Source organism: Bradyrhizobium sp. USDA 4502, from assembly GCF_054063355.1.
Genome location: NZ_JBSSGF010000001.1, coordinates 3,678,045 through 3,694,997 on the forward strand (window position 1 = coordinate 3,678,045; position 16,953 = coordinate 3,694,997).

Below are 16,953 nucleotides of genomic sequence, written 5' to 3' on the forward strand. Positions count from 1 at the left end.
CGGCCAGAGGCCGCCCACGACTTACAGATCAAACGCGCCGACGCTTGCGCGGACGGCAGCCATTGTGCGGGATGGTGGTCACGTCGCGGATCGAGGTGACGGTGAAGCCCGCAGCCTGCAGCGCACGGAGCGCCGACTCACGGCCCGAACCCGGGCCGGCCACTTCAACCTCCAGCGTGCGCATGCCGTGTTCCTGCGCCTTCTTGGAGACGTCTTCCGCCGCGACCTGCGCGGCATAGGGGGTCGACTTGCGCGAGCCCTTGAAGCCCATGGTGCCGGCCGACGACCAGGCAATGGTGTTGCCCTGCGCGTCGGTGATGGTGATGGTCGTGTTGTTGAACGACGAATTCACGTGCGCGATGCCGGAGGCGATGTTCTTGCGTTCGCGGCGGCGTACGCGGGTGGCTTCCTTGCCCATTTCAAACCTTTCCTGTGATCTCGACGCCGCCGTAGTGCCAGCGGCTACACCTCAAAACGCAAATGGCGAGTAGCGAATTTCCATTCGCTACTCCCCACCTGCAATTCGCAAAACTTACTTCTTCTTGCCGGCGATCGCCTTGGCCGGCCCCTTGCGCGTGCGCGCATTGGTGTGGGTGCGCTGGCCGCGCACCGGCAGACCGCGGCGATGACGCAGGCCGCGGTAGCAGCCGAGGTCCATCAGCCGCTTGATGTTGATGCCGACCTCACGACGGAGGTCGCCCTCGACCAGATAGTCGCGGTCGATCACTTCGCGGATCTGCAGGACTTCCTGGTCGGTCAACTGGTTGACGCGACGGTCCAGCGGGATCTTGACCTTCTCGATGATGTCGGCCGCGTTCTTCTGGCCGATGCCATGGATGTACTGAAGCGCGATCAGGACGCGCTTGTTGGTAGGAATGTTGACGCCGGCAATACGGGCCACGGACTTCTCTCCTGTCGCCGATCCATCACGGATACGGGCTTCTCAAGTGCTTGCTCTCTCGGGCTTGTGTCCACAAACGCGAACACGACGCCCTCCCCTCATGTCCTTCGGGGCCCGGCATCGTCATCAAACTATCCAACTTGGATGCGGGGCTTATTAAAGGATTCATGTCGGTTTCGTCAACCGCTCCTAGCGTTTAGCTCGCTTTTTCGTGAGCTTTTTTGCCGCCTTTTTGGCGGTCTTTGCTCCCTTGCGGGCTTTCGCGGCGCGGGCGGCCTTCTTTACCGCCTTCTTCGCGGCTTTCTTCACGGTTTTCTTGGCCGCTTTGGCCTTGGAGGGCGCCTTGGCAGCCTTCCGGGCCGATTTAGCGGCCTTTTGGGCTGGTTTAGCTGCCTTCTTGCTGGCCTTCATGGCCGCCTTGGCGGCCTTTTTAGCCGTCTTGGGGACGCGATCCTCGTGTTCCCTGGGTTCCAGCGCGCCGAGCGCGGTCAGGATCCGGTTGATCTCGCGGGTGACGTGCTCGATGGTCATCATGCCATCGACCGTCAGGAGCTTCCGCCGCTCCGAATAATAGTGAATCAGCGGCTCCGTCAGCGAACGGTACTGCGCCAGGCGCTTGGTCAGCACTTCCGGCGTGTCGTCGAGGCGGACTTCCTCGCCGCGCGTGCGGGTTTCCTCGGCACGCTTCTCAACGCGGGCGAGCAGCGCGCTCTCGTTGACGCGGAGCTCAACCACCGCGTCGAGCTTGAGGTGCTTTTTCCGGAGCAGATCGTCGAGCGCCTCGGCCTGCGGCACAGTGCGCGGGAAGCCGTCGAGAATGAACCCCTTCTTGGCATCGGGCTCCTCGATCCGGTCGGCGATGATTCCCACCACGACCTCGTCTGGAACCAGGCCGCCATTGGCCATGATCTCCTTGGCCTGTAGGCCGACCGGCGTGCCCGCGGCGACCGCAGCGCGCAGCATCTCACCGGTCGAGAGCTGGACGATGCCGTGCTTGTGCACCAGCCGCTGCGCCTGGGTTCCCTTGCCCGAGCCCGGCGGCCCCAAAAGGATCAATCTCATATCTGTTTCGCCCCCCGGCTAGGTGGGCGACGTCCGCACACCTGTGTTTTGAGTTCGAAGCCAAGCCGCGATCAGCGGCGGCGGCCTCCCCTGAGCTTCGACTTCCTGATCAACCCCTCATACTGATGAGCGAGCAGATAGCCCTGCACCTGCGACACCGTATCCATCGTCACGCTGACGACGATCAACAGCGAGGTGCCGCCAAAGTAGAACGGGACCGATGCGTAGGAAATCAGAATTTCAGGAATCAGGCAGACGATCGCGAGATAGACCGCGCCGAGCACCGTGATGCGCGACAGCACATAGTCGATGTACTCGGCGGTGCGCTCGCCGGGCCGGATGCCCGGGATGAAGCCGCCATGCTTCTTCAGGTTGTCCGCAGTCTCGGTCGGATTGAACACGATCGCGGTGTAGAAGAACGCGAAGAACACGATCAGCGCGAGATACATGAACAGGAACAGCGGCCGGCCGTGGCTGAGCTGGGTCGTGATCCACTGGAACCATTCCGGCCCCTTGCCGGCGTTGAAGTTCGCGACCGTGGTCGGCAGCAGCAGCAGCGACGAGGCGAAGATCGGCGGAATCACGCCCGAGGTGTTGAGCTTGAGCGGCAGATGCGAGGACTGGCCCTCGAACATCTTGTTGCCGACCTGGCGCTTCGGATACTGGATCAAAAGCCGGCGCTGCGCGCGCTCCATGAACACGATGAAGGCGATCACGGCGACCGCCATCACGATGACGATCAGGATCAGGCCGGTCGACATCGCGCCCTGGCGGCCCAGTTCCAGCATGTTGGCGAGCGCCGACGGCAGCTCGGCGACGATGCCGGACAGGATGATCAGCGAGATACCGTTGCCGATGCCGCGCGAGGTGATCTGCTCGCCGAGCCACATCAGGAACATGGTGCCGCCGGTCAGCGTGATCGCGGTCGAGATCCGGAAGAACATGCCGGGGTCGCTGACGACATTACCGGCGCCTTCGAGGCCGATCGCGATGCCATAGGACTGGAACAGCGCCAGGATCACGGTCAGATAGCGGGTGTACTGGTTCAGCGTCTTGCGGCCCGCCTCGCCTTCCTTCTTGAGCGCCTCGAGCTGCGGCGACACGGTGGTCAGCAGCTGCACGATGATCGATGCCGAGATGTACGGCATGATGTTGAGCGCGAAGATCGCCATGCGGTGGATGCCGCCGCCGGCGAACATGTTGAACATGCCGAGGATGCCGCCGGACTGGCTGCGGAACACCTGCTCCCAGATGTTGGGATCGATGCCGGGCAGCGGGATGTAGGTGCCGAGCCGATAAACAAGCAGCGCACCCAGGGTGAACCAGATGCGCTTCTTCAGCTCGTCGGCTTTCGCCAGCTGTCCGAAATTGAGGTTGGCGGCAAGTTGTTCGGCTGCTGAGACCATGTTTCGGCTTTCTCCCGGAGCCCCATTCGCCGGCGCCCCCAAAGAGATCAATTCCCTGGGCGCCGGCAGACACCGGACATTATCTGGTGCTCGGCCTCGATAAGTCCATCATTCGATCTGCGGATTGCCCGCGCGTCGCGGGCAATGACGCAGATGTTACGCCGCCTCGCCTTCTTCCTTGGCGGGGGCCAGGATCTTGACCGAGCCGCCGGCCTTCTCGACCGCGGCAATGGCCGACTTGGAAGCGCCGTGCACCTCGATGGTCAGCTTGGTCTTGATCTCGCCGCGGCCGAGCAGCCGCAGGCCGTCCTTGGCGCGGCGCAGCACGCCGGCCTTGACCAGCGATTCGGCGTTCACCGTCGCGCTCGCATCGACCAGCTTGTTGTCGATCGCTTCCTGCAGACGGTCGAGATTGATCTCGGCGAAGTCGAGCCGGAAGATGTTGTTGAAGCCGCGCTTCGGCAGACGGCGATGCATCGGCATCTGGCCGCCTTCGAAACCCTTGATGCGGACGCCCGAACGCGCGGTCTGGCCCTTGCCGCCGCGACCCGAGGTCTTGCCCTTGCCGGAACCGATGCCACGGCCGACACGCATGCGCTTCTTGCGCGAGCCGGCGTTGTCGGCGATATCGCTGAGCTTCATCGCCCTTCTCCTTATCTCTGCTTACTCGCCGACGACGCGGACGAGATGCTGAACCTTGCTGATCATGCCGCGAACTTCAGGGGTATCCTGCAGCTCGGCAACCCGGCCGATCTTGTTGAGCTTGAGGCCGATCAGCGTCGAACGCTGCGAGTGATGGCGGCGGATTGCGCTGCCGATCTGCTCGACCTTGATGGTCTTGCTGGCCTTGGCCATGACAGTAACTCCGAATAGCGCTTCGAGAAGCGCGCGTTGTTATTCCGCCACCACTTCGGCGTCGCCGCCGACGCGGCGCGACTGCAGGGTGGAGACCTTGATGTTGCGGCGTGCCGCCACCGAGCGCGGCGAGTCCTGATGCTTCAGCGCGTCGAACGTCGCGCGAACCATGTTGTAGGGATTCGACGAGCCGATCGACTTCGCCACCACGTCCTGGATGCCGAGCGTCTCGAACACCGCGCGCATCGGGCCGCCGGCGATGATGCCGGTACCGGCCGGAGCGGCACGCAGGTAGACGCGGCCGGCGCCGTGACGGCCGGCGATGTCGTGATGCAGCGTGCGGCCTTCGCGAAGCGCGACGCGCGTCAGGTTGCGCTTCGCCGATTCGGTCGCCTTGCGGATCGCTTCCGGAACTTCGCGCGCCTTGCCGTGGCCGAAACCGACCCGGCCCTTCTGGTCGCCGATCACGACCAGCGCCGCAAAGCCGAAGCGCTTGCCGCCCTTGACGACCTTCGCCACGCGATTGATGTGGACGAGCTTGTCGACGAACTCGCTGTCGCGCTCCTCGCGCTCCCTGCTCCGTTCGCGTCCGCCGCGTTCGCGTTCACCTGCCATGGTGTTTTCCAATCTCTAGGAGGCCTTGCGCCTCTTTCCTCGTCATCGTTCGTAAAGTTTAGAAGCTCAATCCGCCTTCGCGCGCCGCATCCGCGAGCGCCTTGACGCGCCCGTGATAGATGTAGGCGCCGCGATCGAACACGACTTCCTTGACACCCTTCTGCGCCGCGCGCTCGGCGAGCAGCTTGCCGACCGCCTTTGCCGCATCGATGTCGGCGCCGGTCTTGCCGGCGTCGCGCATGGTCTTCTCCAGCGACGAGGCGGAAGCGAGCGTCTCGCCCTTCTGGTCGTCGATGACCTGGGCGTAGATGTGCTTGGACGAGCGGAACACCGACAGCCGCGGACGGCCGCCTGCCGAGCGGCGAAGCGCAAGGCGCACGCGCTGCTTGCGCCGGGCATTCGTAACCTTGAGTGACATGACCGGCTCCGTTACTTCTTCTTGCCTTCCTTGCGGAAGATGAATTCGTTGGCGTACTTCACGCCCTTGCCCTTGTAGGGCTCCGGCGGACGGTAGGCGCGGATCTCGGCGGCGACCTGGCCGACGCGCTGCGGATCGTTGCCGGTGATCGTGATCTCGGTCGGCTTCGGCACCGCGATGGTGATGCCTTCCGGGATCGCGTACACCACGTCGTGGCTGTAGCCGAGCGCGAGCTGCAGGTTCTTGCCCTGCATCGCGGCGCGGTAGCCGACGCCGGTGATCTCGAGCTTCTTCTCGAAGCCCTTGGTGACGCCCTCGACGAGGTTGGCGACCTGCGCGCGCGCGGTGCCGTACATCGCCTGCGCGCGGTTGGTCTTGATCCGCGGAGCGACCTTGACCTGGCCGTTCTCGAACTTCACCTCGACGTCGTCATGCACGACGAACTGAAGCTGGCCCTTCGGCCCCTTCACCTTGACGGTCTGGCCCTCGACGGTCGCCGTCACACCCGACGGGATCGCCACCGGCCTTTTGCCGATACGTGACATCGTAAAATCCTTCCTCAGAACACCGTGAAGAGAACTTCGCCGCCCACGTTGGCGTCGCGCGCCTGGTGGTCAGCCATGATTCCCTTCGGCGTCGACAACACCGAAATGCCGAGACCGTTGTTCACGCGCGGCAGGTTCTTCACCGAGGCGTAAACGCGGCGGCCCGGCTTCGACACCCGCTCGATCTCGCGGATGACGGGCTCGCCGTCGAAATACTTCAGTTCGATCTCGAGCTCGCTGCGGCCCGAGGCATGCTCGACGCTGGCGTAGCCGCGGATGTAACCCTCGGACTTCAGCACCTCGAGCACGTTGGCGCGCATCTTCGAGCCGGGGGTCGAGACCTTGGACTTGGAGCGCATCTGCGCGTTGCGGATGCGGGTGATGAGATCGCTGATCGGATCGTGCGTAGACATGGTTCCGACCCTCCTTACCAGCTCGACTTCACTAGGCCGGGAACCAGGCCCTTGGAGCCGAGTTCACGCAGCGCGATGCGCGAGAGCTTGTTCTTGCGATAGTTCGAGCGCGGGCGCCCGGTCAGCTCGCAACGGTTGCGGATGCGCGTCGGCGACGAGTTGCGCGGCATCTCGGCGAGCTTCAGCGTCGCGGCGAAGCGCTCTTCCATCGGCTTGGTCTTGTCGGCGATGATCGCCTTCAGCTTCGCGCGCTGCGGAGCAGCGTTCTTCGCCATCCGCTTGCGCCGGTTGTTCTTCTCGACTGAACTCTTCTTTGCCATGCTTGGCTCCTGGGTATCCGCGTTTGAGTGGCTTTGGTTCAGCTACTCACTGCCGGAACGGGAAATTGAAAGCGGTCAACAAGGCGCGCGCCTCGTCGTCGGTCTTGGCGGTGGTGCAGACCGTGATGTCCATGCCACGCGCTTCCGAGACCTTGTCGAAGTCGATCTCGGGGAAAATGATGTGCTCCTTGATGCCGAGCGAATAGTTGCCGCGGCCGTCGAAGCTCTTCGGGTTCAGGCCGCGGAAGTCACGGACGCGGGGCAGCGCCACGTTCACCAGGCGGTCGATGAACTCGTACATGTGGGTCTTGCGCAGCGTGACCTTGCAGCCGATCGGCTGGTTCTCACGCAGCTTGAAGGTCGCGATCGCGATCCGCGAATAGGTCACGATCGCCTTCTGGCCGGCGATCTGGGTCAGCTCGGCAGCGGCGGTCTCGGCCTTCTTGCGGTCGTTGACCGAATCGCCGACGCCCATGTTGAGCACGACCTTGTCGAGGCGCGGCACCTGCATCACGTTGGCATAACCGAACTTCTCGGTCATCATGCCGCGGATCTTCTTGTCATACTCCGCGCGCAGACGCGGCGTGTAAGCTGTATCAGCCATCGATCTCTGCTCCCGAGCTCTTGGCAACACGAACCTTCTTGCCATCGGCCTGAATCTTGAACCCGATGCGGGTCGGCTTTCCGTCCTTGCCGACATACGCAATGTTCGAAAGGTCGATCGGCATCTCCTTGGAGATGATGCCGCCTTCCTGGGTCTGGGTCTGCTTCTGGTGACGCTTCACCATGTTGATGCCGCGAACGAGCGCCTTGTTCTCGTCCGGACGCACCTCGAACACCTCGCCGGTGCGACCCTTGTCGCGGCCGGTGAGCACCATCACCTTGTCGCCCTTGCGGATCTTGGCAGCCATCACAGCACCTCCGGCGCGAGCGAAATGATCTTCATGTGGTTCTTGGCGCGCAGCTCGCGCGGCACCGGCCCGAAGATACGGGTGCCGACCGGCTCGGACTGATTGTTGATCAGCACGGCGGCGTTGCGGTCGAAGCGGATGACCGAACCGTCGGCGCGGCGGATGTCCTTGCGGACCCGGACCACGACGGCCTTCATCACGTCGCCCTTCTTCACCTTGCCACGCGGAATGGCTTCCTTGATCGACACAACGATAACGTCGCCCACGGTGGCATAGCGGCGCTTGGAACCTCCAAGAACCTTGATGCACATGACACGGCGTGCGCCTGAATTATCGGCCACGTCGAGGTTGGTCTGCATCTGAATCATTGATGCACCTCGTCCTCTTTCTGCGCTTTAGCGCGCTCAAAATTTCCCTGAATTTCCTCGGCCAAGCCGAAGTAATCAGGCCGTTTTCTTGTGTTCGCCCCGGACCACGGTCCAGCGCTTCAGCTTCGAGATCGGCTTCGATTCCTCGATCCAGACCATGTCGCCCGGCTTGAACTGGTTGTTCTCGTCGTGCGCGTGGTAGTTCTTGGAACGGCGGATCGTCTTCTTGTAGATCGGGTGGGTGAAGCGGCGATCGACGCGCACCACGATGGTCTTGGCTTGCTTGTCGCTGACGACCACGCCCTGCAGAGTACGTTTCGGCATAGCTGGCCCCTTACTTCTTCTTCGCGCGCTGCTGGGCAGCGATGGTCTTGATACGAGCGATATCGCGGCGGGCTTCCCGCATCCGCGAGGTGTTCTCCAGCTGCCCGGTGGCGCGCTGGAAACGCAGGTTGAAGCGTTCCTTCTTCAGATTCAGGATCGCGTCTTCCCGCTGGTCGTCGCTCATCGCGCGAATGTCTTCAACTTTCATCTCGGCCATGGCGATTACTCCGCAATGCGCGCAACGAAGCGCGTCTTGATCGGCAGCTTGGCGGCGGCGAGCGACAGCGCTTCCTTCGCGGTCTGCACCGGCACGCCGTCGATCTCGAACATCACGCGGCCCGGCTTGATCCGGACCACCCACAATTCCGGGGCACCCTTGCCGGAGCCCATGCGGACTTCGGCGGGCTTCTTCGACACCGGCACGTCCGGGAACACGCGGATCCAGACGCGGCCGGCGCGCTTCATGTGACGGGTCAGCGCGCGGCGGGCGGCTTCGATCTGACGGGCGGTGACGCGCTCAGGCTCCATCGCCTTCAGGCCGAACTGGCCGAACGCCAACGTCGCGCCAGAGGTCGCAACGCCGTGGATACGGCCCTTATGCGCCTTCCGGAACTTCGTTTTCTTAGGTTGCATCATGGCTTTAAGCCCTCAAATTCCTGCTTTGCCTCAAGCGGCGTCGCGGCGCGAACGCGGCGTGCTGTCGCCTTCGGCCATCTTCTTGTCCTGGGCCATCGGATCGTGCTCGAGGATCTCGCCCTTGAAGATCCAGACCTTGACGCCGCAGGTGCCGAAGGTCGTGAACGCGGTGGCAACGCCGTAGTCGACGTCGGCGCGCAGCGTGTGCAGCGGCACGCGACCTTCGCGGTACCACTCCATGCGCGCGATTTCGGCGCCGCCGAGACGGCCCGAGCAGTTGATGCGGATGCCACCGGCACCGAGACGCATCGCCGACTGCACGGCGCGCTTCATGGCGCGGCGGAACGCGACGCGGCGCTCGAGCTGCTGGGCGATCGATTCAGCGACCAGGGTCGCGTCGAGCTCAGGCTTGCGGATTTCGACGATGTTGATCACGACGTCCGACGAGGTGATGTCGGCAACCTTCTTGCGCAGCTTGTCGATGTCGGCGCCCTTCTTGCCGATCACGACGCCCGGACGGGCCGAGTGGATCGTCACGCGGCACTTCTTGTGCGGACGCTCGATCACGATGCGGGCGACGGCCGCCTGCTTGAGCTCCTTGTGCAGGATCTCGCGGATCTTGACGTCCTCGTGCAGCAGCTTGCCGTATTCCTGCTTGCCGGCGAACCAACGGGAGTCCCAGGTCCGGTTGATGCCGAGACGCAGCCCGATTGGATTGATCTTTTGACCCATCGTCTTCTCCTGCGCCCTTCTTAGGCGCTTGCCTCGGCCTCGACCTGACGAACCACGATGGTCAGGTGCGAGAACGGTTTGAACACACGGCCCGAACGGCCACGGCCGCGCGGAGCAAAACGCTTCATCACGATGCCATTGCCGACATGCGCCTCGGCGACGACCAGATCGTCAACCTCGAGGTCATGGTTGTTCTCGGCGTTCGCGATCGCCGATTCCAGGCACTTCTTGACATCGACCGCGATCCGCTTACGCGAGAACTGCAGGTCGGCGAGCGCAGCGGACGCCTTGCGGCCGCGGATCAGCTGCGCCACCAGGTTGAGCTTCTGCGGGCTGACGCGCAGCATGCGGGCGACGGCCTTAGCCTCATTGTCCGCGAGGCTACGTTCGCGCTTTGGTTTGCTCATCGGTTAATCCTCAAGCCTTCTTGGCTTTCTTGTCGCCCGAATGGCCGTGGAAGGTCCGGGTCGGCGAGAACTCGCCGAACTTGTGACCCACCATTTCCTCGTTGATTGCCACCGGCACGTGCTTGTGGCCGTTATAGACGCCGAACGTCAGGCCGACGAACTGCGGCAGGATGGTCGAGCGGCGGCTCCAGATCTTGATGACGTCGTGACGGCCGGACGAGCGCGCGGCATCTGCCTTCTTGAGCAGAGAACCCTCGACGAACGGGCCTTTCCAGACTGAACGAACCATGTCCGGCGTTCCTTACTTCTTCCGCTTGTGGCGGCTGAGGAGAATGAATTTGTTGGTCGACTTGTTGGTGCGGGTCTTCTTGCCCTTGGTCGGTTTGCCCCACGGAGTAACCGGGTGGCGACCGCCCGAGGTACGACCTTCACCACCGCCGTGCGGGTGATCGATCGGGTTCATGACAACGCCGCGGTTGTGCGGACGCCAGCCGAGCCAGCGGGTACGACCGGCCTTGCCGATCGAGATGTTCATGTGATCCGGGTTGGAGACCGCGCCGATCGTGCCGCGGCAACGGCCGTGCACCAGACGCTGCTCGCCCGAGTTCAGGCGGACGATCACGTAGTCCTGGTCGCGGCCGACGATCTGGGCGTAGGTGCCGGCGGAGCGCGCCAGCTGACCGCCCTTGCCGATCTTCAGCTCGATGTTGTGCACGATCGTGCCGACCGGCATGTTGCCGAGCGGCATGACGTTGCCCGGCTTGACGTCGACATAGTTGCCGGCGACGACGGTGTCGCCCGCCGCCAGACGCTGCGGCGCCAGGATGTAGGCCAGCTCACCGTCCTGATACTTGATCAGCGCGATGAACGCGGTGCGGTTCGGATCATACTCGAGCCGCTCCACGACCGCCGGCATGTCCACCTTGTCGCGGCGGAAGTCGACGGTGCGGTAGGCCTTCTTGTGGCCGCCGCCGCGGAAACGCACGGTGATGCGACCGGTGTTGTTGCGACCGCCGTTGCCGAGCTTGCCCTCGGTCAGGGTCTTCACCGGCTTGCCCTTGTAGAGCGCCGAACGATCGACCATGACCAGCTGGCGCTGGCCCGGCGTCGTGGGATTGTAGGTTTTCAATGCCATCGTCGTTGCGCCTTATAGTCCGGTAGTCACGTCGATGCGGTGGCCCTCTTCCAGGGTCACGATCGCGCGCTTGGTGTCCGACTGCGAGCCGAGATTGCCGCGGAACACCTTGGTCTTGCCCTTGCGAACGAGAGTGTTGACGCTCTTCACCTTGACGTCGAACAGCTTCTCGACCGCTTCCTTGATCTGCGGCTTGGTCGCCTTGCCGGCGACCTTGAACATCACCTTGTTGTGCTCGGAGGCGAGCGTCGCCTTTTCCGTCACGACGGGAGAGATGATGACGTCGTAGTGGCGCGGATCGATGTTCTTCATTTGAAGCGCGCCTCCAGCGCATCAACCGCAGCCTTGGTCAGCACCAGCTTCTGGCGGCGGAGAATGTCGTAGACGTTGATGCCCTGGATCGGCAGCACGTCGATGTTCGGAATGTTCCGGGCCGCGGTCGCGAAACCGGCGTTCAGCTCGGCGCCGTCGATGATCAGCGCGTTGGTCAGTCCGAGGCCGGAGAAGTGGCCGAGCAGCGCCTTGGTCTTGGCGGCCTCGAGCTGCGCATTGTCGATCACGATCAGCCCGCCGTCCTTGGCCTTGGCCGAGAGCGCATGCTTGAGCGCGAGCGCGCGCACCTTCTTCGGAAGGTCGGTCGCATGGGAGCGAACGACCGGACCGAACGCACGGCCACCGCCGCGGAACTGCGGCACGCGGGCCGAGCCGTGACGGGCGCCGCCGGTGCCCTTCTGCTTGTACATCTTCTTGCCGGTGCGCCAGATCTCGGCGCGGCCCTTGGCCTTGTGGGTGCCGGCCTGACGCTTGTTCAGCTGCCACTGCACGCAGCGCTGGATGATGTCGGCGCGCGGCTCGAGACCGAAGATCGCGTCCGAGAGCTCGACGGATCCGGCGTCCTTGCCTTCAAGGGTCGTGACTTTCAATTCCATCTCACACGCCCTCCTGCTCGGCCACAGCCTCGGCAGCTTCGCCACCTGCAACCTTGAACTTGCCGGGCTTCGGGGCGTCCTTCGGCAGCGGCTTCTTGACCGCGTCGCGCACCGAGATCCAGCCGCCCTTGGAGCCGGGAACGGCGCCTTCGACGAGGATCAGGCCGCGCTCGACGTCGGTCGAAACCACGCGCAGATTGAGCGTGGTGATGCGGTCGACGCCCATGTGACCGGGCATCTTCTTGTTCTTGAAGGTCTTGCCGGGGTCCTGACGGCCACCGGTCGAACCGATCGAACGGTGCGAGATCGACACACCGTGGGTGGCGCGCAGACCGCCGAAATTCCAGCGCTTCATGCCGCCGGCGAAGCCCTTACCGATCGAGGTACCGGTCACGTCGACGAACTGGCCGACCACGAAATGGTCCGCCTGGATTTCCGCGCCGACCGGGATCAGCGCATCCTCGGACACGCGGAACTCGGCGACCTTGCGCTTCGGCTCGACCTTGGAGACCGCGAACTGGCCACGTTCGGCCTTGGGCATGTACACGGTCTTGCGGGCGCCCGAGCCGAGCTGAAGAGCGACATAGCCGTTCTTCTCGGTCGTGCGGTGGCCCAGCACCTGGCAGTTGCCCAACTTCAGCACGGTCACAGGGATATGCTCGCCGGTCTCCGTAAAGACCCGCGTCATCCCGACCTTTTGTGCGATCACTCCGGAGCGCATCGGCGTGCTTCCTGTCTTTCTGTCCGCAAGCGGCGGACGTAAAAATCCAAAACCTTAGAGCTTGATCTCGACGTCGACACCGGCGGCCAAGTCGAGCTTCATCAGCGCATCGACGGTCTGCGGGGTCGGGTCGACAATGTCGAGGAGGCGCTTGTGGGTGCGCATCTCGAATTGCTCGCGGCTCTTCTTGTCAACGTGCGGCGAACGGTTGACGGTGAACTTCTCGATGCGGGTCGGCAGCGGAATCGGTCCGCGAACCTGCGCACCGGTGCGCTTCGCCGTGTTCACGATCTCGCGGGTCGACGTATCGAGGATTCGATGGTCGAACGCCTTGAGACGGATGCGAATATTTTGGCCGTTCATTGCCGTATTCTTTCTTTAGTGAGTGGCGAGTAGCGAATAGCGAATGGAGTGACCCACTCGCTACTCGCCATTCCCTATTCGCGTAGTTACTCGATGATCGCGGCGACGACGCCGGCGCCGACGGTGCGGCCGCCTTCGCGGATCGCGAAGCGCAGCTTCTCTTCCATCGCGATCGGCACGATCAGGTGCACTTCCATCGCGATGTTGTCACCCGGCATCACCATCTCGGTGCCTTCCGGCAGGTGCACGACACCGGTCACGTCGGTGGTGCGGAAGTAGAACTGCGGACGGTAGTTGGTGAAGAACGGGGTGTGGCGACCGCCCTCTTCCTTGGTGAGGATGTAAGCCTCAGCCTTGAACTTGGTGTGCGGCTTGACCGAACCGGGCTTGCACAGCACCTGGCCACGCTCGACTTCCTCGCGCTTGGTGCCGCGGAGCAGTGCACCGATGTTGTCGCCGGCCTGGCCCTGATCGAGCAGCTTGCGGAACATTTCGACGCCGGTGACGATGGTCTTCTGGGTGTCGCGGATACCGACGATTTCGATTTCCTCGCCGACCTTGATCACGCCGCGCTCGACACGGCCGGTGACGACGGTGCCGCGGCCCGAGATCGAGAACACGTCTTCAACCGGCATCAGGAACGGCTGGTCGATCGGACGCTCCGGCTGCGGGATGTACTCGTCGACATTGCGCATCAGCTCGAGGATGGCGTCGTGGCCGAGCTTCTTGTCCTTGTCTTCGAGGGCGGCGAGCGCCGAGCCCTTGATGATCGGGATCTTGTCGCCCGGGAATTCGTACTTCGAGAGCAGCTCGCGGACTTCGAGCTCGACGAGCTCGAGCAGCTCCGGATCGTCGACCATGTCGCACTTGTTGAGGAACACGACGAGCGCGGGCACGCCGACCTGGCGGGCGAGCAGGATGTGCTCGCGGGTCTGCGGCATCGGGCCGTCAGCAGCCGACACGACCAGGATCGCGCCGTCCATCTGGGCGGCACCGGTGATCATGTTCTTCACGTAGTCGGCGTGGCCGGGGCAGTCGACGTGGGCGTAGTGGCGGTTGGTCGTCTCGTACTCGACGTGAGCGGTCGAGATCGTGATGCCGCGGGCCTTCTCTTCCGGCGCCTTGTCGATCTGGTCGTAGGCGGTGAACGTCGCGCCGCCGGTTTCTGCGAGCACCTTGGTGATCGCTGCGGTCAGCGAGGTCTTGCCATGGTCGACGTGACCGATGGTGCCGATGTTGCAGTGGGGCTTGTTACGTTCGAATTTAGCTTTGGCCATTTGACTCTCCGTTCAATCGTTGACTGCCATCAACGACAATCAGGCAAACTTCTTCTGGACTTCAGCCGACACGTTCGCCGGAGCTTCGGCGTAGTGATCGAACTGCATGGTGAAGGTCGCGCGACCCTGGCTCATCGAGCGCAGGTTGTTCACGTAACCGAACATGTTCATGAGCGGCACCATCGCGTTGATGACGTTGGCGTTGCCGCGCATGTCTTGGCCCTGGATCTGGCCACGCCGGGAATTCAGGTCGCCGATGACCGAACCGGTGTAGTCTTCCGGGGTCACCACCTCGACCTTCATGATCGGCTCGAGCAGAACGGACTTGCCCTTCGTCAACGCTTCGCGGAACGCAGCCCGCGATGCGATTTCGAACGCCAGTGCCGACGAGTCGACGTCGTGATACTTGCCGTCGACCAGCTGCACCTTGACGTCCACGACCGGGAAGCCGGCAACGACACCGGAGCCCATCACGCTGTTGAGGCCCTTTTCGACGCCGGGGATGTATTCCTTCGGCACCGCACCGCCGACGATCTTCGACTCGAACTCATAGCCCTTGCCGGGCTCGTTCGGCTCGACGACGATCGACACTTCGGCGAACTGACCGGTACCGCCGGTCTGCTTCTTGTGGGTGTACTTGACTTCGGCCTTCTTGGTCACGCGTTCGCGGAACGCCACCTGCGGCGCGCCGATGTTGGCGTCGACCTTGTAGGTGCGCTTGAGAATGTCGACCTTGATGTCGAGATGCAGTTCGCCCATACCCTTGAGAATGGTCTGGCCGGACTCCTGGTCGGTCGACACGCGGAACGACGGATCTTCCGCGGCGAGCTTGGCAAGCGCCACGCCGAGCTTTTCCTGGTCGGCCTTCGACTTCGGCTCGATCGCGATCTCGATCACCGGCTCCGGGAATTCCATCTTCTCGAGGATCACCGGCTTGTCGGGATCGCACAGCGTGTCACCGGTGCGCGCTTCCTTCAGGCCGGCCAGCGCGACGATGTCGCCGGCATAGGCTTCCTTGATGTCTTCGCGGTTGTTCGCATGCATCAGCAGCATGCGGCCGATACGCTCTTTCTTCTCGCGGGTCGAGTTCACCACGCCGGTGCCCGACTGCAGGATGCCGGAGTAGATGCGGCAGAAGGTGATGGTGCCGACGAACGGGTCGTCCATGATCTTGAACGCGAGCAGCGCCAGCGGCTCCTTGTCGTCCGCCTTGCGCACGACTTCGTTGCCGTCATCGTCGGTACCCTTGATCGCGGGCACGTCGATCGGCGACGGCAGATAGTCGACGACGGCGTCGAGCAGCGGCTGCACGCCCTTGTTCTTGAACGCGGAGCCGCACAGCACCGGATAGAACGCGCCGGTCAGCACGGCCTTGCGGATCAGGCGCTTCAGGGTCGCCTCGTCCGGCTCCTTGCCGTCGAGGAAGGCAGCCAAAGCGTCGTCGTCGAGCTCGACGGCGGCTTCCACCATCTTCTCGCGATACTCCTTGGCCTGCTCGACCAGATCTTCCGGAATGTCGACATAGTCGAACTTGGCGCCGAGCGATTCATCGTTCCAGATGACGCCCTTCATCTTCACGAGGTCGACGAGACCCTTGAAGTTGTTCTCGGCACCGATCGGCAGCTGGATCGCGATCGGCTTGGCGCCGAGGCGGTCGACGATGTCGGACAGGCACTTGAAGAAGTCGGCGCCGGTCTTGTCCATCTTGTTGGCGAAGACGATGCGCGGAACCTTGTACTTGTCGCCCTGGCGCCAGACGGTCTCGGTCTGCGGCTCGACGCCCTGGTTGGAGTCGAGGACGCAAACGGCGCCGTCGAGCACGCGCAGCGAACGCTCGACCTCGATGGTGAAGTCGACGTGGCCGGGGGTGTCGATGATGTTCAGGCGCTTGCCGTTCCAGAACGCGGTGGTCGCAGCCGAGGTGATCGTGATGCCACGCTCCTGCTCCTGCTCCATCCAGTCCATCGTCGCGGCACCCTCGTGCACTTCGCCGATCTTGTGGCTCTTGCCGGTGTAATACAGGATGCGTTCGGTGGTCGTGGTCTTGCCGGCGTCGATATGCGCCATGATACCGAAGTTGCGGTAGTCCTCGATGGCATGTTGGCGGGGCATGAGACTGTTCCTTAAATTCCGTTGTTCGCCTTACCAGCGATAGTGCGAGAACGCGCGGTTGGCTTCCGCCATCCGGTGCACGTCTTCCCGCTTCTTGACGGCGTTGCCGCGATTGTTCGAGGCGTCGAGCAGCTCAGCCGAGAGACGCTCCGTCATGGTCTTCTCGTTGCGCTCGCGAGCGGCCGAGATCAGCCAGCGGATGCCGAGCGCCTGACGGCGCACCGAACGGACTTCGACCGGAACCTGGTAGGTCGCGCCGCCGACGCGGCGGGAACGAACCTCGATGGTCGGCATCACGTTCTCGAGCGCCTGCTCGAACACGCCGAGCGGGTTCTGCTTGGTCTTGGCCTCGATCATGCCGAGCGCACCGTAGACGATGTTTTCGGCAACCGACTTCTTCCCGGCGTACATCACCGAGTTCATGAACTTCGTAATGATGATGTTCCCGAACTTCGGATCCGGAAGAACTTCACGCTTCTCGGCAGAATGGCGACGCGACATCT

At 63.3% G+C, this 16,953-nt stretch carries 28 protein-coding genes; all 28 read right to left on the reverse strand.

Annotation, left to right across the window (positions count from 1 at the left end; genetic code table 11):
• Positions 1-28: 28 nt before the first annotated feature.
• On the reverse strand, positions 29-418 hold the full coding sequence (gene rpsK, locus ACVW1B_RS16995) for a 30S ribosomal protein S11 (protein WP_006021048.1): 390 nt from the start codon (positions 416-418) through the stop codon (positions 29-31).
• A gap of 114 nt (positions 419-532) precedes the next feature.
• Positions 533-901, reverse strand: a complete 369-nt coding sequence (rpsM, locus tag ACVW1B_RS17000) for a 30S ribosomal protein S13 (protein WP_057019544.1) — start codon at positions 899-901, stop codon at positions 533-535.
• Between the two features lie 189 nt (positions 902-1,090).
• Positions 1,091-1,963, reverse strand: a complete 873-nt coding sequence (locus ACVW1B_RS17005; RefSeq protein WP_253608217.1) for an adenylate kinase — start codon at positions 1,961-1,963, stop codon at positions 1,091-1,093.
• A gap of 71 nt (positions 1,964-2,034) precedes the next feature.
• Positions 2,035-3,369 (reverse strand): preprotein translocase subunit SecY, encoded by a 1,335-nt coding sequence (gene secY, locus ACVW1B_RS17010; RefSeq protein ID WP_057019546.1) that lies wholly within the window; start codon positions 3,367-3,369, stop codon positions 2,035-2,037.
• 156 nt (positions 3,370-3,525) lie between these two features.
• The gene (gene rplO / locus ACVW1B_RS17015; RefSeq protein ID WP_092082428.1) at positions 3,526-4,011 is read right to left on the reverse strand and encodes a 50S ribosomal protein L15; all 486 of its coding nucleotides are present in this window, start codon (positions 4,009-4,011) and stop codon (positions 3,526-3,528) included.
• Positions 4,012-4,032: 21 nt separating this feature from the next.
• A complete protein-coding gene (gene rpmD / locus ACVW1B_RS17020) occupies positions 4,033-4,224 on the reverse strand; it encodes a 50S ribosomal protein L30 (protein ID WP_028335461.1) in 192 nt (63 codons plus the stop codon).
• Between the two features lie 39 nt (positions 4,225-4,263).
• The gene (gene rpsE, locus ACVW1B_RS17025) at positions 4,264-4,839 is read right to left on the reverse strand and encodes a 30S ribosomal protein S5 (RefSeq protein WP_016843761.1); all 576 of its coding nucleotides are present in this window, start codon (positions 4,837-4,839) and stop codon (positions 4,264-4,266) included.
• Between the two features lie 58 nt (positions 4,840-4,897).
• The gene (gene rplR, locus ACVW1B_RS17030) at positions 4,898-5,257 is read right to left on the reverse strand and encodes a 50S ribosomal protein L18 (protein ID WP_016843760.1); all 360 of its coding nucleotides are present in this window, start codon (positions 5,255-5,257) and stop codon (positions 4,898-4,900) included.
• A gap of 11 nt (positions 5,258-5,268) precedes the next feature.
• On the reverse strand, positions 5,269-5,802 hold the full coding sequence (gene rplF / locus ACVW1B_RS17035) for a 50S ribosomal protein L6 (RefSeq protein WP_028339311.1): 534 nt from the start codon (positions 5,800-5,802) through the stop codon (positions 5,269-5,271).
• A 14-nt stretch (positions 5,803-5,816) separates the two neighbouring features.
• Positions 5,817-6,215, reverse strand: a complete 399-nt coding sequence (rpsH, locus tag ACVW1B_RS17040; RefSeq protein ID WP_024578580.1) for a 30S ribosomal protein S8 — start codon at positions 6,213-6,215, stop codon at positions 5,817-5,819.
• 14 nt (positions 6,216-6,229) lie between these two features.
• The gene (gene rpsN, locus ACVW1B_RS17045) at positions 6,230-6,535 is read right to left on the reverse strand and encodes a 30S ribosomal protein S14 (RefSeq protein WP_253608216.1); all 306 of its coding nucleotides are present in this window, start codon (positions 6,533-6,535) and stop codon (positions 6,230-6,232) included.
• A 46-nt stretch (positions 6,536-6,581) separates the two neighbouring features.
• The gene (gene rplE, locus ACVW1B_RS17050) at positions 6,582-7,139 is read right to left on the reverse strand and encodes a 50S ribosomal protein L5 (RefSeq protein WP_016843756.1); all 558 of its coding nucleotides are present in this window, start codon (positions 7,137-7,139) and stop codon (positions 6,582-6,584) included.
• Positions 7,132-7,446, reverse strand: a complete 315-nt coding sequence (gene rplX, locus ACVW1B_RS17055; protein ID WP_016843755.1) for a 50S ribosomal protein L24 — start codon at positions 7,444-7,446, stop codon at positions 7,132-7,134. Before rplX ends, rplE begins: the two co-directional genes overlap by 8 nt.
• On the reverse strand, positions 7,446-7,814 hold the full coding sequence (gene rplN, locus ACVW1B_RS17060; RefSeq protein WP_011473865.1) for a 50S ribosomal protein L14: 369 nt from the start codon (positions 7,812-7,814) through the stop codon (positions 7,446-7,448). The genes rplX and rplN overlap by 1 nt, the downstream gene beginning before the upstream one ends.
• 75 nt (positions 7,815-7,889) lie before the next feature.
• Positions 7,890-8,138 (reverse strand): 30S ribosomal protein S17, encoded by a 249-nt coding sequence (gene rpsQ / locus ACVW1B_RS17065; RefSeq protein WP_016843754.1) that lies wholly within the window; start codon positions 8,136-8,138, stop codon positions 7,890-7,892.
• Between the two features lie 10 nt (positions 8,139-8,148).
• The gene (gene rpmC / locus ACVW1B_RS17070; RefSeq protein WP_016843753.1) at positions 8,149-8,355 is read right to left on the reverse strand and encodes a 50S ribosomal protein L29; all 207 of its coding nucleotides are present in this window, start codon (positions 8,353-8,355) and stop codon (positions 8,149-8,151) included.
• 5 nt (positions 8,356-8,360) lie between these two features.
• A complete protein-coding gene (rplP, locus tag ACVW1B_RS17075) occupies positions 8,361-8,774 on the reverse strand; it encodes a 50S ribosomal protein L16 (RefSeq protein WP_016843752.1) in 414 nt (137 codons plus the stop codon).
• A 30-nt stretch (positions 8,775-8,804) separates the two neighbouring features.
• On the reverse strand, positions 8,805-9,506 hold the full coding sequence (gene rpsC, locus ACVW1B_RS17080; RefSeq protein WP_016843751.1) for a 30S ribosomal protein S3: 702 nt from the start codon (positions 9,504-9,506) through the stop codon (positions 8,805-8,807).
• A 20-nt stretch (positions 9,507-9,526) separates the two neighbouring features.
• Positions 9,527-9,913 (reverse strand): 50S ribosomal protein L22, encoded by a 387-nt coding sequence (rplV, locus tag ACVW1B_RS17085; RefSeq protein WP_016843750.1) that lies wholly within the window; start codon positions 9,911-9,913, stop codon positions 9,527-9,529.
• A gap of 10 nt (positions 9,914-9,923) precedes the next feature.
• On the reverse strand, positions 9,924-10,202 hold the full coding sequence (gene rpsS / locus ACVW1B_RS17090; RefSeq protein ID WP_028335459.1) for a 30S ribosomal protein S19: 279 nt from the start codon (positions 10,200-10,202) through the stop codon (positions 9,924-9,926).
• Positions 10,203-10,214: 12 nt separating this feature from the next.
• Positions 10,215-11,048 carry a 50S ribosomal protein L2 gene (gene rplB / locus ACVW1B_RS17095; protein ID WP_021081655.1) on the reverse strand — a complete coding sequence of 278 codons (834 nt, stop codon included), beginning with the start codon at positions 11,046-11,048 and terminating at the stop codon, positions 10,215-10,217.
• A 12-nt stretch (positions 11,049-11,060) separates the two neighbouring features.
• On the reverse strand, positions 11,061-11,360 hold the full coding sequence (locus ACVW1B_RS17100) for a 50S ribosomal protein L23 (protein WP_028339313.1): 300 nt from the start codon (positions 11,358-11,360) through the stop codon (positions 11,061-11,063).
• Complete coding sequence (rplD, locus tag ACVW1B_RS17105; protein WP_016843745.1) at positions 11,357-11,977, reverse strand: 50S ribosomal protein L4; 621 nt, start codon at positions 11,975-11,977, stop codon at positions 11,357-11,359. The genes ACVW1B_RS17100 and rplD overlap by 4 nt, the downstream gene beginning before the upstream one ends.
• 1 nt (position 11,978) lies before the next feature.
• Positions 11,979-12,698, reverse strand: a complete 720-nt coding sequence (rplC, locus tag ACVW1B_RS17110; RefSeq protein WP_253608215.1) for a 50S ribosomal protein L3 — start codon at positions 12,696-12,698, stop codon at positions 11,979-11,981.
• A gap of 54 nt (positions 12,699-12,752) precedes the next feature.
• The gene (gene rpsJ, locus ACVW1B_RS17115; protein ID WP_002712302.1) at positions 12,753-13,061 is read right to left on the reverse strand and encodes a 30S ribosomal protein S10; all 309 of its coding nucleotides are present in this window, start codon (positions 13,059-13,061) and stop codon (positions 12,753-12,755) included.
• An 86-nt stretch (positions 13,062-13,147) separates the two neighbouring features.
• Positions 13,148-14,338, reverse strand: a complete 1,191-nt coding sequence (gene tuf / locus ACVW1B_RS17120) for an elongation factor Tu (RefSeq protein ID WP_018272140.1) — start codon at positions 14,336-14,338, stop codon at positions 13,148-13,150.
• Between the two features lie 39 nt (positions 14,339-14,377).
• Positions 14,378-16,450: an elongation factor G gene (gene fusA, locus ACVW1B_RS17125; RefSeq protein WP_092082422.1), complete on the reverse strand. Its 2,073-nt coding sequence runs from the start codon at positions 16,448-16,450 to the stop codon at positions 14,378-14,380.
• A gap of 30 nt (positions 16,451-16,480) precedes the next feature.
• The gene (gene rpsG, locus ACVW1B_RS17130; protein WP_016843741.1) at positions 16,481-16,951 is read right to left on the reverse strand and encodes a 30S ribosomal protein S7; all 471 of its coding nucleotides are present in this window, start codon (positions 16,949-16,951) and stop codon (positions 16,481-16,483) included.
• Positions 16,952-16,953: the final 2 nt, after the last annotated feature.

Bases quoted from the DNA above. Each gene is read 5' to 3' on its own strand.
- rpsG (WP_016843741.1), bottom strand. From the start codon at position 16,951: ATGTCGCGTCGCCATTCTGCCGAGAAGCGTGAAGTTCTTCCGGATCCG.
- rplC (WP_253608215.1), bottom strand. From the start codon at position 12,698: ATGCGCTCCGGAGTGATCGCACAAAAGGTCGGGATGACGCGGGTCTTT.
- rpsE (WP_016843761.1), bottom strand. From the start codon at position 4,839: ATGGCAGGTGAACGCGAACGCGGCGGACGCGAACGGAGCAGGGAGCGC.
- rplR (WP_016843760.1), bottom strand. From the start codon at position 5,257: ATGTCACTCAAGGTTACGAATGCCCGGCGCAAGCAGCGCGTGCGCCTT.
- rplB (WP_021081655.1), bottom strand. From the start codon at position 11,048: ATGGCATTGAAAACCTACAATCCCACGACGCCGGGCCAGCGCCAGCTG.
- ACVW1B_RS17100 (WP_028339313.1), bottom strand. From the start codon at position 11,360: ATGAAGAACATCGATCCGCGCCACTACGACGTCATCATCTCTCCCGTC.
- fusA (WP_092082422.1), bottom strand. From the start codon at position 16,450: ATGCCCCGCCAACATGCCATCGAGGACTACCGCAACTTCGGTATCATG.
- rplN (WP_011473865.1), bottom strand. From the start codon at position 7,814: ATGATTCAGATGCAGACCAACCTCGACGTGGCCGATAATTCAGGCGCA.
- rpmC (WP_016843753.1), bottom strand. From the start codon at position 8,355: ATGGCCGAGATGAAAGTTGAAGACATTCGCGCGATGAGCGACGACCAG.
- rpsK (WP_006021048.1), bottom strand. From the start codon at position 418: ATGGGCAAGGAAGCCACCCGCGTACGCCGCCGCGAACGCAAGAACATC.
- rplP (WP_016843752.1), bottom strand. From the start codon at position 8,774: ATGATGCAACCTAAGAAAACGAAGTTCCGGAAGGCGCATAAGGGCCGT.
- rplO (WP_092082428.1), bottom strand. From the start codon at position 4,011: ATGAAGCTCAGCGATATCGCCGACAACGCCGGCTCGCGCAAGAAGCGC.
- rpsC (WP_016843751.1), bottom strand. From the start codon at position 9,506: ATGGGTCAAAAGATCAATCCAATCGGGCTGCGTCTCGGCATCAACCGG.
- rpmD (WP_028335461.1), bottom strand. From the start codon at position 4,224: ATGGCCAAGGCCAGCAAGACCATCAAGGTCGAGCAGATCGGCAGCGCA.
- rpsH (WP_024578580.1), bottom strand. From the start codon at position 6,215: ATGTCTACGCACGATCCGATCAGCGATCTCATCACCCGCATCCGCAAC.
- rpsN (WP_253608216.1), bottom strand. From the start codon at position 6,535: ATGGCAAAGAAGAGTTCAGTCGAGAAGAACAACCGGCGCAAGCGGATG.
- rplD (WP_016843745.1), bottom strand. From the start codon at position 11,977: ATGGAATTGAAAGTCACGACCCTTGAAGGCAAGGACGCCGGATCCGTC.
- rplV (WP_016843750.1), bottom strand. From the start codon at position 9,913: ATGAGCAAACCAAAGCGCGAACGTAGCCTCGCGGACAATGAGGCTAAG.
- rplX (WP_016843755.1), bottom strand. From the start codon at position 7,446: ATGGCTGCCAAGATCCGCAAGGGCGACAAGGTGATGGTGCTCACCGGC.
- rpsJ (WP_002712302.1), bottom strand. From the start codon at position 13,061: ATGAACGGCCAAAATATTCGCATCCGTCTCAAGGCGTTCGACCATCGA.
- tuf (WP_018272140.1), bottom strand. From the start codon at position 14,338: ATGGCCAAAGCTAAATTCGAACGTAACAAGCCCCACTGCAACATCGGC.
- secY (WP_057019546.1), bottom strand. From the start codon at position 3,369: ATGGTCTCAGCAGCCGAACAACTTGCCGCCAACCTCAATTTCGGACAG.
- rplE (WP_016843756.1), bottom strand. From the start codon at position 7,139: ATGGCTGATACAGCTTACACGCCGCGTCTGCGCGCGGAGTATGACAAG.
- rpsS (WP_028335459.1), bottom strand. From the start codon at position 10,202: ATGGTTCGTTCAGTCTGGAAAGGCCCGTTCGTCGAGGGTTCTCTGCTC.
- rplF (WP_028339311.1), bottom strand. From the start codon at position 5,802: ATGTCACGTATCGGCAAAAGGCCGGTGGCGATCCCGTCGGGTGTGACG.
- rpsQ (WP_016843754.1), bottom strand. From the start codon at position 8,138: ATGCCGAAACGTACTCTGCAGGGCGTGGTCGTCAGCGACAAGCAAGCC.
- ACVW1B_RS17005 (WP_253608217.1), bottom strand. From the start codon at position 1,963: ATGAGATTGATCCTTTTGGGGCCGCCGGGCTCGGGCAAGGGAACCCAG.